The sequence below is a fragment of the Paenibacillus sp. FSL R7-0210 genome, from assembly GCF_038009085.1.
Taxonomy (GTDB): Bacteria; Bacillota; Bacilli; order Paenibacillales; family Paenibacillaceae; genus Paenibacillus_AQ; species Paenibacillus_AQ silagei.
The window spans coordinates 783828-801810 of the sequence record NZ_JBBPAR010000001.1; the positions used below are offsets into that span (position 1 = coordinate 783828).

The 17983-nt window shown below is 46.0% G+C and carries 23 protein-coding genes and 2 tRNA genes; 12 read left to right on the top strand and 13 right to left on the bottom strand.

The genetic code is table 11. The annotated features are described in order from the left end of the window. Positions 1-80: 80 nt before the first annotated feature. Positions 81-815 (bottom strand): hypothetical protein, encoded by a 735-nt coding sequence (locus MKY64_RS03460; protein ID WP_340950901.1) that lies wholly within the window; start codon positions 813-815, stop codon positions 81-83. A 672-nt stretch (positions 816-1487) separates the two neighbouring features. Between MKY64_RS03460 and MKY64_RS03465 the strand changes: the two genes are divergently transcribed. Further along, a tRNA-Met gene (locus MKY64_RS03465) sits at positions 1488-1553 on the top strand. A gap of 201 nt (positions 1554-1754) precedes the next feature. Here MKY64_RS03465 and MKY64_RS03470 read toward each other — a convergent pair. Continuing rightward, on the bottom strand, positions 1755-1955 hold the full coding sequence (locus tag MKY64_RS03470; RefSeq protein ID WP_036724228.1) for a DUF6199 family natural product biosynthesis protein: 201 nt from the start codon (positions 1953-1955) through the stop codon (positions 1755-1757). A 649-nt stretch (positions 1956-2604) separates the two neighbouring features. On the opposite strand from MKY64_RS03470, the gene MKY64_RS03475 reads away from it, so the two are divergent. Then, entirely contained in the window at positions 2605-3336 is a 732-nt protein-coding gene (locus MKY64_RS03475; RefSeq protein ID WP_340950903.1) for a collagen-like protein, read from the top strand. Positions 3337-3528: 192 nt separating this feature from the next. Continuing rightward, positions 3529-4332 (top strand): undecaprenyl-diphosphate phosphatase, encoded by an 804-nt coding sequence (locus MKY64_RS03480; protein ID WP_036724204.1) that lies wholly within the window; start codon positions 3529-3531, stop codon positions 4330-4332. Between the two features lie 10 nt (positions 4333-4342). On the opposite strand, the gene MKY64_RS03485 is transcribed toward MKY64_RS03480, so the two are convergent. The 3 genes from MKY64_RS03485 to MKY64_RS03495 form a co-directional block, all read right to left on the bottom strand. Then, complete coding sequence (locus tag MKY64_RS03485; RefSeq protein ID WP_155991360.1) at positions 4343-4507, bottom strand: hypothetical protein; 165 nt, start codon at positions 4505-4507, stop codon at positions 4343-4345. Between the two features lie 92 nt (positions 4508-4599). Beyond that, complete coding sequence (locus MKY64_RS03490; RefSeq protein WP_036724201.1) at positions 4600-5142, bottom strand: ImmA/IrrE family metallo-endopeptidase; 543 nt, start codon at positions 5140-5142, stop codon at positions 4600-4602. A 143-nt stretch (positions 5143-5285) separates the two neighbouring features. Then, the gene (locus tag MKY64_RS03495; protein ID WP_076076056.1) at positions 5286-5462 is read right to left on the bottom strand and encodes a YjfB family protein; all 177 of its coding nucleotides are present in this window, start codon (positions 5460-5462) and stop codon (positions 5286-5288) included. 169 nt (positions 5463-5631) lie between these two features. Here MKY64_RS03495 and MKY64_RS03500 point away from each other — a divergent pair, with 169 nt between their 5' ends. Continuing rightward, positions 5632-5787 (top strand): hypothetical protein, encoded by a 156-nt coding sequence (locus MKY64_RS03500; RefSeq protein ID WP_155991357.1) that lies wholly within the window; start codon positions 5632-5634, stop codon positions 5785-5787. A gap of 47 nt (positions 5788-5834) precedes the next feature. On the opposite strand, the gene MKY64_RS03505 is transcribed toward MKY64_RS03500, so the two are convergent. Beyond that, entirely contained in the window at positions 5835-6023 is a 189-nt protein-coding gene (locus MKY64_RS03505) for a hypothetical protein (protein WP_036724199.1), read from the bottom strand. Between the two features lie 86 nt (positions 6024-6109). Continuing rightward, positions 6110-6550 carry a NucA/NucB deoxyribonuclease domain-containing protein gene (locus MKY64_RS03510; protein ID WP_209871837.1) on the bottom strand — a complete coding sequence of 147 codons (441 nt, stop codon included), beginning with the start codon at positions 6548-6550 and terminating at the stop codon, positions 6110-6112. A gap of 162 nt (positions 6551-6712) precedes the next feature. Between MKY64_RS03510 and MKY64_RS03515 the strand changes: the two genes are divergently transcribed. Continuing rightward, a complete protein-coding gene (locus MKY64_RS03515; RefSeq protein WP_340950906.1) occupies positions 6713-8188 on the top strand; it encodes a glycosyl hydrolase in 1476 nt (491 codons plus the stop codon). A gap of 17 nt (positions 8189-8205) precedes the next feature. On the opposite strand, the gene MKY64_RS03520 is transcribed toward MKY64_RS03515, so the two are convergent. After that, positions 8206-8697 (bottom strand): PH domain-containing protein, encoded by a 492-nt coding sequence (locus MKY64_RS03520; protein WP_036724191.1) that lies wholly within the window; start codon positions 8695-8697, stop codon positions 8206-8208. A gap of 200 nt (positions 8698-8897) precedes the next feature. Here MKY64_RS03520 and MKY64_RS03525 point away from each other — a divergent pair, with 200 nt between their 5' ends. Continuing rightward, positions 8898-9500 carry a hypothetical protein gene (locus tag MKY64_RS03525; protein ID WP_036724189.1) on the top strand — a complete coding sequence of 201 codons (603 nt, stop codon included), beginning with the start codon at positions 8898-8900 and terminating at the stop codon, positions 9498-9500. 87 nt (positions 9501-9587) lie between these two features. Here MKY64_RS03525 and MKY64_RS03530 read toward each other — a convergent pair whose 3' ends face one another. After that, entirely contained in the window at positions 9588-10013 is a 426-nt protein-coding gene (locus MKY64_RS03530) for a GNAT family N-acetyltransferase (protein WP_036724186.1), read from the bottom strand. A 275-nt stretch (positions 10014-10288) separates the two neighbouring features. On the opposite strand from MKY64_RS03530, the gene MKY64_RS03535 reads away from it, so the two are divergent. Continuing rightward, positions 10289-10624, top strand: coding sequence for a YolD-like family protein (locus MKY64_RS03535; RefSeq protein ID WP_340950910.1), 336 nt, complete (start codon positions 10289-10291; stop codon positions 10622-10624). A gap of 41 nt (positions 10625-10665) precedes the next feature. On the opposite strand, the gene MKY64_RS03540 is transcribed toward MKY64_RS03535, so the two are convergent. Next, positions 10666-10827 carry a hypothetical protein gene (locus MKY64_RS03540; RefSeq protein WP_200869526.1) on the bottom strand — a complete coding sequence of 54 codons (162 nt, stop codon included), beginning with the start codon at positions 10825-10827 and terminating at the stop codon, positions 10666-10668. A gap of 178 nt (positions 10828-11005) precedes the next feature. On the opposite strand from MKY64_RS03540, the gene MKY64_RS03545 reads away from it, so the two are divergent. From MKY64_RS03545 to MKY64_RS03555, 3 genes are all read left to right on the top strand, one after another. After that, positions 11006-11692: a M15 family metallopeptidase gene (locus MKY64_RS03545; RefSeq protein ID WP_340950913.1), complete on the top strand. Its 687-nt coding sequence runs from the start codon at positions 11006-11008 to the stop codon at positions 11690-11692. 75 nt (positions 11693-11767) lie between these two features. After that, positions 11768-12244 (top strand): WGxxGxxG family protein, encoded by a 477-nt coding sequence (locus MKY64_RS03550; protein WP_051477936.1) that lies wholly within the window; start codon positions 11768-11770, stop codon positions 12242-12244. 186 nt (positions 12245-12430) lie between these two features. Beyond that, a tRNA-Leu gene (locus MKY64_RS03555) sits at positions 12431-12516 on the top strand. Positions 12517-12663: 147 nt separating this feature from the next. Here the strand turns inward: MKY64_RS03555 and MKY64_RS03560 are convergent. Beyond that, a complete protein-coding gene (locus tag MKY64_RS03560; protein ID WP_036724182.1) occupies positions 12664-12921 on the bottom strand; it encodes a hypothetical protein in 258 nt (85 codons plus the stop codon). 39 nt (positions 12922-12960) lie between these two features. Between MKY64_RS03560 and MKY64_RS03565 the strand changes: the two genes are divergently transcribed. Further along, on the top strand, positions 12961-13173 hold the full coding sequence (locus MKY64_RS03565; RefSeq protein ID WP_076154267.1) for a helix-turn-helix domain-containing protein: 213 nt from the start codon (positions 12961-12963) through the stop codon (positions 13171-13173). Between the two features lie 579 nt (positions 13174-13752). Here MKY64_RS03565 and radC read toward each other — a convergent pair. Beyond that, positions 13753-14235 carry a RadC family protein gene (gene radC / locus MKY64_RS03570; protein WP_340958009.1) on the bottom strand — a complete coding sequence of 161 codons (483 nt, stop codon included), beginning with the start codon at positions 14233-14235 and terminating at the stop codon, positions 13753-13755. After that, positions 14148-14360: a hypothetical protein gene (locus MKY64_RS03575; protein ID WP_340950915.1), complete on the bottom strand. Its 213-nt coding sequence runs from the start codon at positions 14358-14360 to the stop codon at positions 14148-14150. The genes radC and MKY64_RS03575 overlap by 88 nt, the downstream gene beginning before the upstream one ends. A 248-nt stretch (positions 14361-14608) precedes the next feature. On the opposite strand from MKY64_RS03575, the gene MKY64_RS03580 reads away from it, so the two are divergent. After that, positions 14609-17707: an NACHT domain-containing protein gene (locus tag MKY64_RS03580; protein ID WP_340950916.1), complete on the top strand. Its 3099-nt coding sequence runs from the start codon at positions 14609-14611 to the stop codon at positions 17705-17707. Positions 17708-17983: the final 276 nt, after the last annotated feature.

The window sequence follows — 17983 nt, forward strand, 5'->3', positions numbered from 1 at the left end:
GGCAGTATTATTTCTGTCTTGCGGCCGGCATAGTCGCCGAAGAAGAAGCCAAGAGAGTTCTAAGAAAATGATATAGATCTTTATTTGCTTAAATAAAATTTTGAAACAACAGAACCTTGGTCTAGATCCACAGTTAACCAATCAATTGTATCTGTCCCCCCAGATCCTGGATTATAAATCTGAAAAACAAAATTTTCATTTTCCATTTGAGAAAACTCAACATATGTAAGTTTATCGACGTAGCCGTGTTGAACTAAATTATCGGCTGCAAATGATTTAGCAAGTTCCAAAGCCTGTTGCTGTTCTAGGGAAAGCTCGTTTAGATCATCTGTTACCAGGGGAGTGTTGTCATCAAGACAGGTGTCTCCAAGTATCTCGCAACTAATCTCTTGAGTAACTAGATTCACATGGTACCACTCCATAACTTCAGTTGTAGCTTTACTAGATTGTTTAACTATGTAATTCCCTTCATCATCAGTTCCAACTATATTTATAGACGAAATCCTTAATTGCTCTTGATTTAACTTGGAACTCACTAATTTTATTGCTGCGTCTTCACTCGAAATAGACTGGTTTTCTGAGGTGATATTAGAGTTGTTGGGATTTGCGTAAGAGCTAATCTGATTATTAATTTCTGATTCATCGCTAGTTCCAGGGGCTTCACTTGATTCTGCCTTTATTTTAACGGTTGTCTCTACTCCTTTTGTTTCATTTTTGTTTGTATTTATTGAGTTATTTGTAGAAACTTTACTTCTTTCATTATGAGAACAACCAATAAGAACCAAGAAAAATAATATTATCATTACTTTTTTCATAATGCTTCCCTTCAGTATTAAATTTATTAATAAGTTTTGCGTTATCTCTGATGAAATCACTTAACGAACTTCACAATATGCCCATCCCAGTTATTCGTGAATTTGTTTAAATATCCTGCTTTGTAGATTTATATTTCGAATGCTTAAAAGACCTATATCTATAAATGCAAGGTGGTGAAAAACCATTGCAGCGACAACAAAAGTGACGGTCCCGTTTGAAGCGAGGGACTTTATTTCCGGTGCAGTCCGGAGTATGCGGACTGCACTCCGTGGAGCAACTGATGATTTACTCGACTTCCGCCGGGCTGCAGGACAGACGGGGGATAACTTGGTATCTGATCTTCGTCGTTCCCGGAGTGCGGCAAATGATTTAGGCGGCCGAATTGGTAATGCATCGGACGAGGCGCGCCGGCTGGGTCGTGCGAACGTCGATGATATCTTTCGACGCGCTCGATCCGGAGCAGAAGATTTACGCCGCTCAGCATCTCGCGCGGACGCTGAGTCCGCGGTATGAGCGATTCACGGGTGCATATAAAAGCACAAGATGGAGTCAGTCCGGTCATAGATGGGATTTCAAGCAAGCTAACTATAATAGGGTTAAATATACTGACCGGAATAACAGTGGAAACGGGTGATTGTGAACTGAATTATATGTAATTTAACCTTTCCCCAAGCTCAGTTGGTTAGAGCGGTCGGCTCATAACCGATTGGTCACAGGTTCGAGTCCTGTAGGGCCCACTTCACTTAACCCCCTTGCCTAGCAAGGGGGTTTTTAATATGCACCAGCTGCTGTATTCCATGTTAACAAATATTGTATCGGCCTTCCCCATGCGCTCATTGCTATTCCTTAACAGGGCGAAAAGCTTTAAAAGAAAATAAAAACAGGAGTGGTTGGCAGGGAAGCGCCAGAAGCTCCTGTTTTATTGTTAACTTACATCCCTAACCAAACATAGAAGGCAAAAAGAACAAGAAAAAGATTATAAGTACAATCACACTGCTGATTCTGCTCATCATGAGATAAGCCTCACTTGGTTCGGAATCGCCCTTTACCATCCAACCATAACGCATATACCAGCCCATGGCCGGGAAGAAGATATTCAGGATTGCAATCAGTACAAATAGAATAGCAAAGACAACCATTTTTACCAACTCCTTTATCAGTTTTACGTGAATTGTGCATCTGAAGTTGCACATCTTTTATAACGTCAGCTTAATTGATGTAGCATGAGTTTGAAGGAGAATAACCAAAAAACAGACCCGAATTAGAAATTCGGATCTGACAGGGGAAGTATCAGTTGTCCAATCCTAAAATACGAAAAATAATAAAATTTGGTGTGGGACATTGTGATGTATTCAAGGGCGTAACTACTATGGCTAACGCCCGTTTTTTTTGGAATTAGGTTGCTGACTAGTAAAAACTAGTTGTTCGTCCATTTCTAAACCGGATGGGATGCGTACACTACACTATCTTATTAGGGAGGTGTCCGTATTGAGTTGTCCAGACGATAAAAAATGTCATCCTAAAAAAATCGTCACCCTCGTTCCTTCAAAAAGAAAAAGAAAAGAACATCGGAAAGTTGTTAAAAAAGTGATTAAAAAGGTGGTTAAAGTAACCTGTCCACCGCCTGAAGTCAATGTCACTACTCCTACTGTCATTGGTCCCACAGGGCCCCAAGGAGCACAGGGCTCCCCAGGCATACCGGGAATCCCGGGGGCAAGAGGCCCCCAGGGAACAGCAGGTCCTCAAGGACCTGCCGGTGGCCCTCCAGGGCCCCAAGGCCCCCAAGGTGTGCCCGGGCCATCCGGAGCGATAGGCCCCCAGGGAGCAGCGGGGCCCGTTGGCCCGCAAGGGGCGCAGGGAGTTCCGGGAGCGCAGGGCCTCATAGGTCCCCAGGGCCCGCAGGGTGAACCTGGTCCGGCGGGAGCGATTGGGCCGCAAGGCATTGCCGGAGCTACTGGGCCGGCCGGAGCGGCAGGAGCTGCAGGGCCGGCGGGAGCCACAGGAGCCACTGGGCCAGCCGGAGCCGCAGGAGCCGCAGGAGCTGCAGGAGCGACCGGGGCAACAGGAGCAACCGGGGCAACAGGAACGGCGGGAGGGGTATTAGGATTTGCTGATTTCTTTGCTCTGATGCCTCCTGATAATGCGGCAACGGTAGCGCCGGGCACAGATGTAAGCTTTCCTCAAGATGGCCCTACCAGCGGGACAACGATTACCCGGATCGGGCCGAGTTCTTTTAATTTAGCGGCCATTGGGACGTATCAAGTGCTGTTTCAGGTTAGCGTGACCGAAGCCGGACAACTAATCTTGACTTTAAATGGTGCAGATCTCGCTTATACCGTAGTTGGGCGGGCAACAGGTACCTCACAAATCGTAGAAATGGCGATCGTGCAAACAACGGTCATTAACAGTATTCTAACCGTTCGCAATCCTGCCGGAAATGCCGCTGCACTTACGATTACTCCTCTTGCGGGAGGAACAAGACCCGTTTCAGCACATCTTGTTATTACACAATTAGCATAGCGGCTATTTTACGAATAGAGCATAATGAAATTTTGCCACCAGTAGCTTGGTGGCTTTTTTGTGATCACAATAAACCACATGACATTTATGTCACACCAACTCCCATATTGTTAGCTCATTCGATGGGGAATTCCATCTTAGCCTCTTATACTGGAAATATATTGATTCACTTCCGAAAGGGGCTATTCACCAGTGACTGAAGCTATCAAAGCAATTATATTAGGGATTATTGAGGGGTTGACTGAATTTTTGCCGGTCTCGTCTACCGGGCACCTTATCCTGGCAGGGGATCTGCTGAAGTTCGAGGGGGAGGCTGCGGTTACCTTCAAAATCGTGATCCAGCTAGGTGCGGTAATGGCCGTGTTGCTGCTGTATTGGAAGAAGTATGTGAACATCGGGATCAATATGCTGAAGCTGGATTTCTCCAAGAGCAAGGGACTGAACGCCATCCACATGCTCCTGGCTATGGTTCCGGCACTAGTGGTGTATCTGCTCTTCAAAGACACGATCAAGAGCCAGTTATTCGGCCCCAAGCCGGTCCTCATTGGTCTGATTGCCGGTGGTCTCTTGATGATCTTCGCTGCACGCAGCAGGAGATCCGTAACGTCAGAGACGGTAGACGGGATAAACTACAAGCAAGCCTTCGGCATCGGGCTGTTCCAGTGTCTGGCGCTGTGGCCCGGGTTCTCCAGATCCGGTTCGACGATCTCAGGCGGTCTGCTGCTGGGAACCAGCCAGAAAGCCGCTGCGGACTTCACCTTCCTGATCTCCGTGCCGGTGATGTTCGGAGCAAGCCTCCTGGACCTGTATGACAGCAGGGATCTACTCAGTACAGATACGCTGACCCTGATGCTGATCGGATTCGTGACGTCCTTCCTCGTAGCCATGATTGCTGTAGTCACGTTCATCAAGCTGATCAAGCGGCTCCGCCTGGAGTGGTTCGCGCTGTACCGGTTCGTGTTAGCGGGGCTGTTCTATGTAATTGTTATACTGTAAAATCCTGCTCTCAGCCGTATTCCTTAGGCTCCTGCAGCAGGATGGAGAAGGTCTGGGTAACGTGGTCCACTTCAATCGTCTCGATACCCACAAAATCCGGAATTTCAGGATGAACGGCATCCACGCTATATTCAGGATGAGTCAGCAATAATTGAATGACTTTCAAGGCTTCCACGTTGATCTTGATCCCCTTTACAGTAGAATCTAACCCTGTTATAGAGGGGAATCTCCGCCCTCCGGGTCTATAGCGTATTATCCCCGCAGCGCTTAGCGAATATGTCTGTGGATGATATTTCTGTCTTCGTTACGTTCCATAACAGCCATTAATTGCCCCTGGAAAATCCGTCTCTGGATCTGGTCGATCCGCTGCAGCGCGAGGGGAACGGGAACCTGGAACGCTACAGCCAGCTCGGCAACGGCATCCTCACGAAGCTCGGGCAGCGTATTCGCGGAAATCATACTATAGGGCATGGAGGCATACAGAATGAACCGGTCGGATTCATCTCTCTGCGCCTGCGTGAACACTCCGGGCATAAGCGTAGACTTGCCGGCATGCCGCAGCAGATGACAGAGCTCGTGGAGGAATTCCAGCCGCTGCAGCTCGGGAGGGAGGCGGTTGTCGATGAACATACTGTACATTCCGGCCGCAGCCTCAATCGCCTTGCTTCTGACATCCAGATAGTGTACCCAGATATTGAGCTGCTTCGCTATGTAATCAATGGAGATATCGGCCGGCTTGCGGACGCCAATGCGCTGGTATAGATCCTCTGTCCATTTCTCCAAAGCGGTCATCTGATAATAGCCTTGCATAATCAATCACCCCATATATAAGATCGTATGTTCGTGTTATTGGCCAAAAGAAAAGCCCTTAAGGGCTAAGCAGCAGTTCAGCACGTACTCTTCAACGGCTGAAATATGGAACGGGTGTTCCTATGTATGTAAGCATAAAGGAATTACGCCCGAATATCAAGTGTTTTTCCCAAGGTGGGGTGCGTGGCCTGACTCAGCATCTGAACCATATCCTGGGCGCTGCTCTGCGCCTGCTCCTTGGCAAGGCTCATCACCTGCAGCCCTGCGGCCTGCTGTAAGGATGACTGGCTCATCACTACGGATAATGCAGCAATATCCATCCGGCATTCCTCCCTTCATTTGTTGTTAAGCTATTGCTTCATACTCTATATCGACTACTGGACGCCTGTCCGTTAGGTAAAAGGCATTTCTTTGCCAATTGGCCCATGCAACGGGGCGGAATTCCACATATTCTGTGCTGTATTCAATATTCAAGAGGAGGAATTAATTATGGGAGCAGAGTATGGTTGCGGTTGTGGAAATAACGTAGGTGGAGTGAATCAGGGACCTCCAATCGTTCCGGTAGTAAGCCCTTGGACTTCGACAGGTGCCATTCTGGTTCTGTTCATTCTGCTGGTTATCATCACTAAAGCCTGTTTGTTCTAGAACCGCCTATAGCCAGTGTAGCCCTGTCCGGCCTGTGCCGGATAGGGCTATTTCTTTTTCTTCTTATGAGCACGGACCGTTGGCCCGATCTGGCGTTTGATTCTGCCTGTAGCTGCATCGGTTTCAATAATATAGAGCTCCTTGACTGTTCCTGCAAGCGCGAACCATTCCTGTAAGGCTTCAGCTTCGGACATAGGGCCGTACAGCCGTTTGCCCCGATAACAGATATAGAACACTTCCGGCTCTCCATCTAAGTTATATTATCCCATTTCATTCTACGCTTTATCGCAGTGAAATTGAACAACATCCCCCACAGGCCGGCCTATTTGAAAATAAACTCCACACGCGTACCGTCTGCGAACGCCTCCAGCTGATTGCCGACCCAGCTTCCCGCTCCGCGGTTATCACTGGGTGTTATGTACTCAATATGCGCCCCGGCTCCGCCTTCATCACACATGGCCATCGGCCATTCATCCCGGTCATAGCCTTTCTTCGTGGGGACTCCCTTCAGAGACGCCTTGCGGTTCTCCTCCGCCTCCTTGCGGTTGATCGTGCAGATGGCCGACTCTCCCTTACGGATGGCCTTCTGGATGTGCCTCGCGGTCTCCGGGTAGCGGTCTGCCGGGAACTTCAGCTTCACGACCTCCGAAGGATTCGCAGAAGGGGTCTGCGGCAGCCATTGCCCGTTCTCCTCCAGCAGGTAGGCGGCAAGACTGAGCAGGGCGATAATGATGAGACTGATGATGGACTTTTTGGCTTTCATATCTGCTCCTTTGTAAGTGGGTATGGGTATAATGCCTATGCCCTGAATAGTATAGCGTAAGAATACCGGATTGCGACAGTCCGAATTCTGTGCATTTGCCGTGCTGAAGTTCCACAATTCGTCATAATATGTACAAACACAAGGAAAAGGATGGTGGAAAATGTGGAACAGCGCAACCTCAGGGACCTGCTGGATTCAGCCTCGCGGCTGATAGGTGATGTGCAGTGGCAAGCGGCTTTTCGCAAAATACAGATGTCTCCCGCTGACGCGGAGCTGGGGGCGCCTGCACGGAAGCTGCTGGAGACGCTGTACTGGCTGCAGGGCCAGGGAATGATCAGCGGTCAGCATGATTACCTGGAGAGCCCGGATGATATCAACAACAAGCTGAAGAATACCGCTGGCAGCTACGCCGGACTACACGGTTATGAGATGGGGCCGATCAGCGGCCAGACGGAGAAGCTTATCAGCAGCCAGCGGCAGGGAGTAACCGACAGTGCGATCCGCTGGCATAAGGCCGGGGGAATCGTAGCGATGACCTATCATGCCAACTTGCCGGGCAGTGCTCCGGCCTGGACGAATGTCTCCATGAGCCTCAGCGAAGCTAATTTCAGCAAGTACATCACAGCGGGAACGCCAGAGTATACGGCAATGATTGCGGAGCTCGATAAGGTAGCTGTTTTCCTGAAAAAGCTGGATGACGCCGGTGTCCCCGTACTCTGGAGACCTTACCACGAGATGAACGGCGGCTGGTTCTGGTGGGGCCAGAAATCCTCCTTCGTGACCCTCTGGGAGATCATGTTCCAGCGGTACACCGTCTATCATCAGCTGCACAATCTGCTGTGGGTATGGAGTCCGAATGCCAAGAACAAGAATAGTGAGGAGCCGGCGAAGTATTATCCGGGCAGCGGCAGAGTGGATGTGCTGGCAGCAGATATTTTCGAGGGGGATTACAAGGTAAGCCATCATGATACGCTGTGGGACCTGGGGCGCGGCAAGCTGATCGCCATCGGCGAGAACGGGGAGCTTCCTCCGCCAGCTGTGCTGGCAGGCACGCAGAACAAATGGAGCTACCAGATGACCTGGGGCAAGATGCTGTACGAGCGCAATAAGGATGCAGTAATTCAGGCTTTTATGAAGAATAGTGCCGTGTTCTCCAGAGATGATTATTCGGCCAAGGCGGCGGCGTATGCTTCTTCAGGAGGGGTACTCCCTAAGCCGGGCCTCTATGGGCAGTATTATAACAATATTACACTTAGCGGCACGCCTGCCCTCACCCGGACAGATGCCAATATTAACTTCGTCTGGAGGCAGGCGGCGCCTGATCCGGCCGTTCACGCAGATCTGTTCTCCGTACGCTGGAGCGGTCGAATAAGCGCTGCCTACAGTGAGACCTATACGATCTACTCGTATTCAGATGACGGAATCCGGATATGGATCGACGGGAAGCTGATTATTGACAGCTGGATTAAGCAGAGCGGGCAGGAGCGGCAAGGCACAGTGAGTCTGATTGCAGGGAAGCTGCATGAGCTGAAGGTGGAGTACTATGAGAACCAGGGGGATGCGCGGGCGGTACTGATGTGGGAGAGCCCCAGCCAGGCCAAAGGCGTAATTCCGGCAGGAGCCCTCTACCTTCCATAACCAAGTGTAACGAAGCGTCAGATATGCTCGCGGTAGCTGATGTTGTTGGCGATTTTCTCGTCACGGACGGCTTGGCGCAGGATATCCTTGACAGCTTGAACCTTACGGATTCTATAGAAGGGGAGCTGTGGAGATGAAGCATCATCCGACAAAATGATCAGCGTCCCGATGCCCAGCATACGCTGCATAACCGACTGAGTGACAGAGAAATCATTGACCCGCAACAGCTCGATTTCTTCGACATCCTTGCCGATCAGTCCGCTCTTCACCATAATCCGCTGGGACGTAATCGTATACTTGGTGGTATTCAGTCCGATCAGCCCCTTGAGACGGTCGGAGATGCCGGCAGGCTTGCCCTGCCATAATTCTTTTTCGGGACCGGAGCTATGGCCAGCCGCCGGACGGCGTGCTGCTGCCGGAGAACCGGCCTCTTCTGTACCTGCCCCGCATTCCCCGCAGAATTTGGCACCTTCCTTGTATTCCGCACCACATGCTGTGCAATAAGCCATGATAATCTTCCTCTCCTTGAACAGATGAATTCATTATAGTATAACAGGAATTGCCAGTCATCAACGGGTTATGGCCCGCCGTTTCTCCCTATGAATACGCTTAACTGCTGACATATGTTTCATTGCGCCGAATTTTACATTAATTTCATTTGCACTTAACAAAAATCGATATTATTCTGTTAAGTGGAGGGATATTAACTATGAGACAAGCTTTACTTGCAGGACTGCTAGTGGCCGTCATGATACTCAGTGCCTGCGGCAATAACAGTGCTGAACCGGCGTCCCCGGAAGAGGTACAGGAGACGGTACAGAACTTTTACAATGAAATGTCGAAATTCGACGAAATGGGCAAATCCTCGCTAGAGAACTTCAACACCACGCTAACCTCTTATTCCACCGGACAAGCGACAGACAAAGAATTCGAGAAGGCTGTGGACAGCTTCCAGGATACCGCATCTCAGCTTGCAGATCATGTGAACGATATCAAGATTGCGGGTGGCCTGCCGGATACGATCGAGAAGCTGCTTAGAGATTCGGTGATCGCTTTCCAGAGTGCCTATCAGATCAAGGAGAAGGCTTCCAAGGGCGCAGTATCGCCTGATGTGACCGCTGAGGAATTCAACACGATGAATGAGCAGGCGGACATAGCGATGCTCTACGGCATCTCTAAGCTGAATGAAGCCAGAGAAGCCGCCGGACTGATTGAACCGGAGCAAGCCGTACCGGGAACCGTATCAGATGCAGGCACAGATGCCAAGCAGGAACCGGGTGCTGGAAGCGCAGGGACTTCGTCAGTGAAATAAGCAGAGACAAGACTTCTTATACGCCAAAGGATTCAGATGAAGACGCTGTACAGCATTACTGTAGGCGTCTTTTTGCTGCCGATTGAATTATTGGTCCAATCTTTTTGAGAAGTACTTTGGGGCCTCCCTGAAACCTTGTCTTTCATAAAATGTATGAGCCGCTATTCTTCTGGCATGGCAATGAACCTGGATACTGGCACATCCTCTTCGGGTGGCGGAAGCTGAAGCGGATTCCACTAATTCCTGTCCAATTCCCTTACTTCTAGCTGAGGAGTCCACAACCAGATAACTAATGGAGGCGATATCTCCTCTCAGGCCCAGTTGCGGGATATAATGCAGGGAAAGACAGGCGATAACACCTCCTTCCGCTTCATAGACCATTAACTCCTCATTGGGGTCAGCAAGAAGTCTTTCTATATTCTCTTTCATATAAAGCTCGGTATCCGGATAACCTAACTGCGTCAATAGTCTGGAAATACCCTCTCGATCCTCCACATTTGCTGCTCTAATCATAAATATCATCTCCGTCCTTTCTACCCCTTTCCCCTAATGATGGCATCAGATTAGCGAAATTACTAGAACCACAGTATGGCTGTTTCAATGCAGGTGTGGTGCTAGCTCAACCCTTTGTAATGATCAGTTAAAGCCCTCCTTCTGCGTCCTTGGCCTGACATTAATTTCTGCTTGCTTAACAAGCTGAATCGCGGATATAATACAAACATACGTTCGGTTTATGAGCGGAAAGATGATGTAGTCCGGGTTATAAACATCAGAGTGGGGGAATAGCAATGGGCAAGAAGCTTGAAGCGGGCGGTCTGCGGGAGAGCAGCCGAATCATGTTGACGGAGCATAAGGGCGGGATCAGGAGGGACGAACGGGAGACCTGGCATAGCCTGAGGCCGGTTCTGGATGAGCAGAAGCTGGAAGAGATTGAGCATACGCTGGCCTTATCGCTGCGGAGTCATGTGCGGGTAACGCTGGTGCTGTACGATCCTCAGGAGCAGAGGAAGCTGAGCGGGTTCGTGACCTCCATTCACACCCACTCGCGTGAATTCAAGCTGCAGTGGGCGGAGGAATGGAAGTGGCTGCTTGTAGATGACATTGTGGAGGCTTATATTGTCTAAAAGAGTACCTGTTCGCCTGGGATCAGCACGGCACGCTTCATTTACTTGCTGCGGTGTCCATCCGTCTTCTCATAGGCAATCAGCGTGACTTCCGGGTTCCCGGTCATCCGGGCAATCTCCGATTCCGCCTGGCGGATTACCTCCACCACATCCTCCTGGTCGCTAAGCGGAGCTATTCTGTAGCTGTCGCTGTGTATCTCCATGTTCATCCCCCTTTTCGTTTGAATGACTTGACTTACGGTCTGTCTTCTTATTCTGGCCTGTAGATGCACAGTTCATCCGGGGAGATAGGACGCTGCACAGCTCATTTTGTGAAAAAAACGGTCATTGGTGCAAGCAATCCGGCTTAAGCGGGCATTTACTATACCAGGGGGTGAGTAGATGCTTACTTTGGAGCAGGTCAAGCAGAAGTCGGCCGCAAGGCTGGCGAAGCTGCATCCGGCCGTACTGGCCGGGGCGAACGAGCTGATTAGACGGAGCTATAACCGGGGGGTGCAGATCCTCATTACGCAGGGCATGCGCACGATAGCGCAGCAGAATGAGCTATATGCTCAAGGGAGAACCAAGAAGGGCGACATTGTAACCAATGCCCGGGGAGGCGACAGCTACCATAATTACGGACTGGCAATAGACTTTGCGCTGCTTCTGCCGGATGGCAGGAATGTGTCCTGGGATATGAAACGTGACGGGGATGGCGACAAGGTGGCAGACTGGCAAGAGGTGGTGCAGGAGGGGAAGAAGCTGGGGTTCGAATGGGGCGGGGACTGGACCTCCTTCAAGGATTACGCTCATCTGCAGATGAGCTTCGGCCTTAGCATCCAGGACCTGAAGGCAGGCAGACGGCCGACTGCCCAGCAGAGTGCAGCCGCACTAAGCCGTATAACCGGAGGTGAGCCAGAGGTGAACAAGGATATCCCGGTAAATATTACGCTCAATGGAAAGAAGCTGACGACCGGCGTCATGGACGATGCGGTAACCTATGCGCCTGTACGTGCGATTGCGGAAGCACTTGGAGCCAAGGTCACGTATAATGCGTCCAGCAAGACCGTGAACATTGTGAAGGAATAACTTCTCTGCATAGATGCTGTCCCGGATGGGGAAATTATCAGCGATTAACCACATCCATGAAGGGGGCACAACATTTTGAACAAGCTGATCACAAGTCTTGCCTGCGGTACGGTCCTGTCCATGAGTCTGCTGGGAGCAGGTGACATCTCCGCAGCAGCGCCGGGCGGTATGACAACTACAACTCCTGGCGTTATGAGCACCACCGCTCCGGGCATGCACAGCACAACGACTGACGGCCGGATGGGTAACATGGGGAATATGGGCAATCTGGATGACCGTATGATGGACAGCCGGGGCAACACCATGATGAATGAGACCAGAGATTCGATGCACAAGACCGAATCCATCATGAAGGACAAAATCCGTACCGGCGACAACAGCTCCGTCTCCCCGCTGTCCAACAATAACACAACGGGCCGCTACCGGGCACAGAGCACGACCACCACAGGCACCAACAACGACAACCGCTCCAACTGGGGCTGGCTTGGTCTCCTAGGCCTCCTGGGTCTGGCCGGCATGCGCAGCAGAACTGGTGAGCGTGACCGCCACTAGTCCGAGCAGCGCACAGCAGAACGGATCTGACCAGATCCGATTCGGTAAGACGAGCAAAAGGCCCGTGTCAGTCTCGGCTGAGCGGGCTGTTTGCTGCGTCTGCAACAATATTAAAAAAAGGAATTGCGTATCCCCCGGATACATGATATTATATTTCTTGTCGCGTTAGTTCGCGCATCATAACATGCCGGGGTGGCGGAACAGGCAGACGCACAGGACTTAAAATCCTGCGAAGGGTGACCTTCGTACGGGTTCGACCCCCGTCCTCGGCATAAATAGTAGTAGAGAAAGGCGCATTCTGCTGAATGCGTCTTTTCTATACATACTGATATCGAAAACAAGAGTACAGGATAAAAACAGAATTTAGGATAGAAACAGAGTTCACGATAGAGACAGGAAATTGTGCAACTAAGATAGAATTATGCAGGAGAGGAACTCCGCAGCTCATTGAAGAGATAGAGCGCAACCTTGAAGCCTTGCAGGTAGATGGAGCGCTCAGTAATGACTTGAAGAGAGAACTGCGTGTCTTCATACTGGAAAGCAGAATCCTGCTGGTCCTCGGGTAGGGCGTTCCTAAGCTGGTGGAAGTACTGATCACTTTCTTGCAGCAGCATTTTATATGTAGGATCTATATCCAGCAGTTCCCGGTACATCGCTTCAAAGAGGATGTGGAGCATAACTATACATACATAATAACTAGAGGGGAGCTACGCCTCATGTTGAGAAGCAACTTAAGAATCCTAATGGCCAAACACCGGATCGACGACATCACCGAACTGATGGAGAAATCAGGCCTTAGCCGCAATTCGATTAATAAACTGTATCGGGAGACGGACTTGGAGACGGTTAAGCTGGAAACGCTGGTTAGGTTGTGTGATACGTTTCAGTGTAAGTTGTCGGAGTTGGTTGAGTATGTGCCGGGGGAGTAGGGATGGGGGAGTGAGTGGAAGAGTGCCTTTGGGGGTGCTCTTTTTTGTTTGGGATTGTGTATTTTTCTTATTTTCAATAATCATATTGGTGTTGTCCATCAATACTCCAGTAGACACTGCTTAATGGTTTCAGAAGTTATGGTTAAAACTGATGACTCGCAACCGCTTTTTAAACCTTCCTTCGGAACATACAAAGTTAATAAGTCAACTAGGGTGATCTCCAGAGCAGCCGAGATATGTTCTAGTATTTTGATCGTAGGGTTCTTTTCTCCACGTTCCATCTGCCCAATCTAAGATGTGTTTACCCCTGTACTTAGTGCAAGCTGCTCCTGACTGAAACCGTTTTTCAATCGTAAAATCCTGATATTCTCCCCAATAGATTCGATGCTATTCATTTCCCTTCACCCCTAATTAAACGATAGAATTTTTTGGTAGGAGGCTCAACAGGATATCGTACGGATTTCAATGCTTATAGCAGAGAATCGATACGGAGTGTGGTTAAACCGTGGATAAAAGCATTTATGAGGGGTTTTTGAATCTGATTATTTGAGGATTATACAAATGGGAGTTAAAGAAATTTTATAAATGACCATGCTCCTTCAAACTGTAGAAACGGTTGCCACCAATAATTAAATGATCAAGGACTTCTATTCCTATGATTTTCCCAGCTGCTATGAGTCGTTTTGTCATATTAACGTCTTCCATGGACGGCTCCGGGTCTCCGCTCGGGTGGTTGTGAGCGCATATGAGTGAGGCGCTACAGCGTCTAATCGTTGCATGGAATACTTCTCTAGGATGAACGATAGCGGCGTTCAGAGAGCCTATGGAGATTATCTCTTTGAAAATGAGGTGGTTCTTGGTATTGAGGAATAGACAGATGAAGTGTTCTTTCTGTTCGTAACGTAAATCTGATTCGAGTAAGTTGAAAACGTCTTTTGGACTACGAATGATATGTTGATCTTGATTAGGTAAGGTCAGTACCTTTGCAAGTTTAATATGGCGGTGATTTGCCGAGCTTTTCCTTTGCCTATTCCCTGAATAGATACTAACTGTTGCTCTGATACATCCATTAGTTCTGTAGCCGTAGGAAAGCGCTCGAACAGCTCTTGAATTGTGTAGCTGTCATTGCTTTCCCTTAATGATTCAGATACTAACTGTCTCAAATAATGTTCCTTAGCCTGCCGCATATTGTTTAACCTCCCAAGTATTTTCTGATTATCGTATGTATAATATAGATTTGTAATTTTCAAATTTACACCATATTTACATAATTCCCTTAAATGGAACGCGTGTTTGGAAGGAGATGGTAGCTTATTGACGAATTATGTATCTTTAATAATGAATGTTAATTTTCACTTTTAAATCAATTGGTCTATTTTTATCATTGACGAAAAAATTGCCTGTTCAGTAATTACTTAATAAGGAGGGTTCTGAAGTGAAGAGAGATTGGAATGATTTCAAGTCGATATATGGAGGTATAGAAGGAGCCAGAGCAAATTTTGAAGAGGCGTGTGAATCAGTAATCCGAAAACTGAATCCAAATAATAATGTGAGTAGTGTTAGAGCTAACCCTGGTGATGAGGGAATTGATGTTTTTGTAGGCGACATTGGAGTCAATCCAATTGAAGTATATCAATGTAAATTTTTTCTGGGTGAATTAGGAGTATCTCAAAAAAAGCAAATTCGAGATTCGTTTAACAAAGCAATTAATAGCGAACAATTTAAATTTTCCAGTTGGTACTTATGTTTACCTAAAGTACTTGACCTTAAGGAAAATAAATGGTGGACAAAATGGAAAAAGACTATGGAAGAAAAACACAGTATAAGTATTCATCTCAAACAAGGGAATGAAATAATTGAAATAATGAAAGAACAAAATGTTTATAATTTCTACTTTAAAATACAAGAAAGTATCCAATTAGAGGAGATACATAGACATATACTTCTTGGCGGTAAAAAAGAGGATGATTCTCTTGATACACTTGCTAGTGAGGTTCATGAACTTTTTATAGTCTTAGGATATGGTATAGAAGGGACAATAGAGAAAAGAGAATCATACTATGAGTTGGCTATTAATATCAAAAATAGAAGAGGGTATGATAGAATTCTCGTTCATTGTATATGTGATGAAATTGGCGCTTATCATTATAATGTATTATTACGTGAACTTAATGAACGTAAATTTAATGAAGCTTGGGTTATAACAGCTAGGCGGAAAAGTAAAGCTGCTTGTGAAATGTTTGAAAGATCAGAACAACTATTTTGTTACACTCTTGATGAGCTAATTGACCAACATGCGGATTTTAGCAATTATATTGAGTGGCTTGATAAGTACATAAAGTCTAAAGAAATAGAAAAAAAATACGTTTTGCTATCCGGGAGAAAAATGGAAATTGATCCGGAAAACAATTATCAATCGGAAAGTAAGTATGAAGAAGATACTGGCGGTATTGAAGGATATTTAGATAGATGGCTTAGTGACCCGTCAAAAAAACATATGTCAATACTTGGGGATTTTGGGAGTGGAAAAACATGGTGTGCATTGCACTATGCTTGGAACCAACTCCAGCGATATTTGGAAGCGAAAAAGAACGGTACAAGTCGACCACGGTTACCTTTGTTTATTCCCTTAAGAGACTACGCGAAAGCCGTAACAGTTGAATCTTTGTTTTCAGAGTTCTTCTTTAGAAAGCATGAGATACCATTAGCTGGTTATTCAGTATTTGAACATTTAAACAAACAGGGGAAATTTCTTTTGATTTTTGATGGATTTGATGAGATGGCATCAAAAGTAGATAAACAAAAAATGATTAATAATTTTTGGGAAATTGCAAAAGTAATAAATGGGGATTCAAAAGTTATTCTAACTTGTAGGAATGAGCATTTTCCAGAGTCTAAGGAAGGAAGAGATTTACTTAATGCAGAGTTAAAAGCAAGTACTCAATACTTAACGGGTGAGTCACCACAATTTGAAGTAATTGAAGTTATGAAATTCAATAAGAAACAGATTAGGGAGGTCTTATTGAAAGAAACAAATCTAACTGTGGTTAATAGAATCATGAAAGACGGTAGGCTAACTGATTTAGCTAAGAGACCATTAATGATTGAGTTAATTCTTGAGGCTTTACCTGAAATTGAAGAAGGAAGAGAACTCGATATATCGAGGGTGTATTTATATGCAGTTTCCAGGAAAATGATTAGAGATATAAAGTCGAAAAGAACATTCACTTCATTAGCAGATAAACTTTTCTTCCTTTCAGAAATATCATGGGAAATGCTTTATACTAATAAATTGAGTATTAATTACCGTTCTTTTCCAAGCAAATTAACAACCCTCTTTAAAACTGTCATTTTAGAAGATAAAGATTTAGATCATTGGCAATTTGACATGATGGGTCAAACAATTTTGATTCGGAACGACGATGGCGATTACAAACCATTTCACAAATCACTTATTGAATTCTTTTCAGCGTATAAGTTGCTGGCGGAATTAGGCATTTTAGATTTTGATTTTTTAAGCATGGCTAAAGCTCAATCAAATTTAATAGCTGGTACTGAGAAAGAATATACTTGGTCAGAATATTTTCATCGTGAAGTTGATTCGAGCGGTTGCATTGTTGACAAGTTTGGTTTAAGTACATTCGAAACTGATTGGAGCAACCAATGTATTGGTGATATTCCGCTTACTAAAACACTAATTGATCTAATGAAAAATATGATTAAGCATAATCGGACAGAAGCCGAAGAAACTCTACTCAATATTCTTACAAAAGTAAAAAGTAAAGAATTGAAATATGGGAAATATATGGCTGCAAATATCATAACATTACTTGTAAATTGTACAAATACTCATTTTCATAATGAAGACTTCTCGAATCTATGTTTGGATTATGCGATCATAAACAATGGTGTGTTTAAAGATTGTAATTTTAATAACTCATCTTTTAAAATGTCTAAACTAACTTTTAGTGACATGAAAAACTCAACATTTCATAACTGTTCTTTTGATGAATGTATAATTAATCGCCCTTCTGGAGGAAGACTTATTAGAACAGCTTTTTCAGATATTAGATTAGATATAATATATCCTTTTGATTCAGAAAAAGAATCTGCTGGTGATGACGATCATACCGATAAGTCTCTAAAAAATAATGAATTAGCTATTGTATATACTCATAATAAAGAAATCATCTGGAGAAAAGTGTTGGATTCTGGTTCCCAAAATATATTCTTGCACCGTATCTTTGATATGAAGTTGCACTTAATAATGCTTAATGGGAAAACAATTATTATAGATTTATTATCTGGAGACTTTTCTAACGCAGAAGAAAACAGATTAATGCATTGGCAAAATGCTACCCTTAAAGACGTAACAGGATTAAGTAAATATGATATGTACCTTATGACTATCCAAGGAGCAAATATCTTATCTATTGAAAGGGGAAAAAAATTATTTGTTTACAATGATGATGAAATACTAGAACATTATCGAGATAAGCGATTCAATAGAACAAGATCAGCGTTAGAAAACTGAGATGTTTTAACTATTTATATGGCTTTAGGAGGGGTTCGTTTAATTTTCTCTCATATTTCTATTATAACTCGGAAAAATCATATACTCTTAGTTAGGACCTAACTCTGTTCTATTGGTAAAGCTAGAGTAAATGCTTTTGGTGGGGCTTGAAAGGAGTAGAAGCTGGTGCTTCCAACCAATTATTTTGCTAACATTTTTGCTAACATGGCTACATATTCAAATCTCCGAACGCAGGGAGTACGGAACATAAAAAGTGCCTTCAACCCGCATGGTTAA

What these genes read in the sequence shown, in the direction of transcription:
- MKY64_RS03500 (WP_155991357.1), top strand. Translation starts at nt 5,632, where the DNA reads ATGGGAGCAGAGTATGGTTGCGGTTGTGGAAATAACGTAGGTGGAGTG.
- MKY64_RS03520 (WP_036724191.1), bottom strand. Translation starts at nt 8,697, where the DNA reads ATGGCTTATTGCACAGCATGTGGTGCGGAATACAAGGAAGGTGCCAAA.
- MKY64_RS03510 (WP_209871837.1), bottom strand. Translation starts at nt 6,550, where the DNA reads ATGAAAGCCAAAAAGTCCATCATCAGTCTCATCATTATCGCCCTGCTC.
- MKY64_RS03530 (WP_036724186.1), bottom strand. Translation starts at nt 10,013, where the DNA reads ATGATTAGAGCAGCAAATGTGGAGGATCGAGAGGGTATTTCCAGACTA.
- MKY64_RS03490 (WP_036724201.1), bottom strand. Translation starts at nt 5,142, where the DNA reads ATGCAAGGCTATTATCAGATGACCGCTTTGGAGAAATGGACAGAGGAT.
- MKY64_RS03560 (WP_036724182.1), bottom strand. Translation starts at nt 12,921, where the DNA reads ATGCTCCACATCCTCTTTGAAGCGATGTACCGGGAACTGCTGGATATA.
- MKY64_RS03470 (WP_036724228.1), bottom strand. Translation starts at nt 1,955, where the DNA reads ATGGTTGTCTTTGCTATTCTATTTGTACTGATTGCAATCCTGAATATC.
- MKY64_RS03565 (WP_076154267.1), top strand. Translation starts at nt 12,961, where the DNA reads ATGTTGAGAAGCAACTTAAGAATCCTAATGGCCAAACACCGGATCGAC.
- MKY64_RS03540 (WP_200869526.1), bottom strand. Translation starts at nt 10,827, where the DNA reads ATGGAGATACACAGCGACAGCTACAGAATAGCTCCGCTTAGCGACCAG.
- MKY64_RS03545 (WP_340950913.1), top strand. Translation starts at nt 11,006, where the DNA reads ATGCTTACTTTGGAGCAGGTCAAGCAGAAGTCGGCCGCAAGGCTGGCG.
- MKY64_RS03525 (WP_036724189.1), top strand. Translation starts at nt 8,898, where the DNA reads ATGAGACAAGCTTTACTTGCAGGACTGCTAGTGGCCGTCATGATACTC.
- MKY64_RS03495 (WP_076076056.1), bottom strand. Translation starts at nt 5,462, where the DNA reads ATGGATATTGCTGCATTATCCGTAGTGATGAGCCAGTCATCCTTACAG.
- MKY64_RS03460 (WP_340950901.1), bottom strand. Translation starts at nt 815, where the DNA reads ATGAAAAAAGTAATGATAATATTATTTTTCTTGGTTCTTATTGGTTGT.
- MKY64_RS03575 (WP_340950915.1), bottom strand. Translation starts at nt 14,360, where the DNA reads ATGCGGCAGGCTAAGGAACATTATTTGAGACAGTTAGTATCTGAATCA.
- MKY64_RS03535 (WP_340950910.1), top strand. Translation starts at nt 10,289, where the DNA reads ATGGGCAAGAAGCTTGAAGCGGGCGGTCTGCGGGAGAGCAGCCGAATC.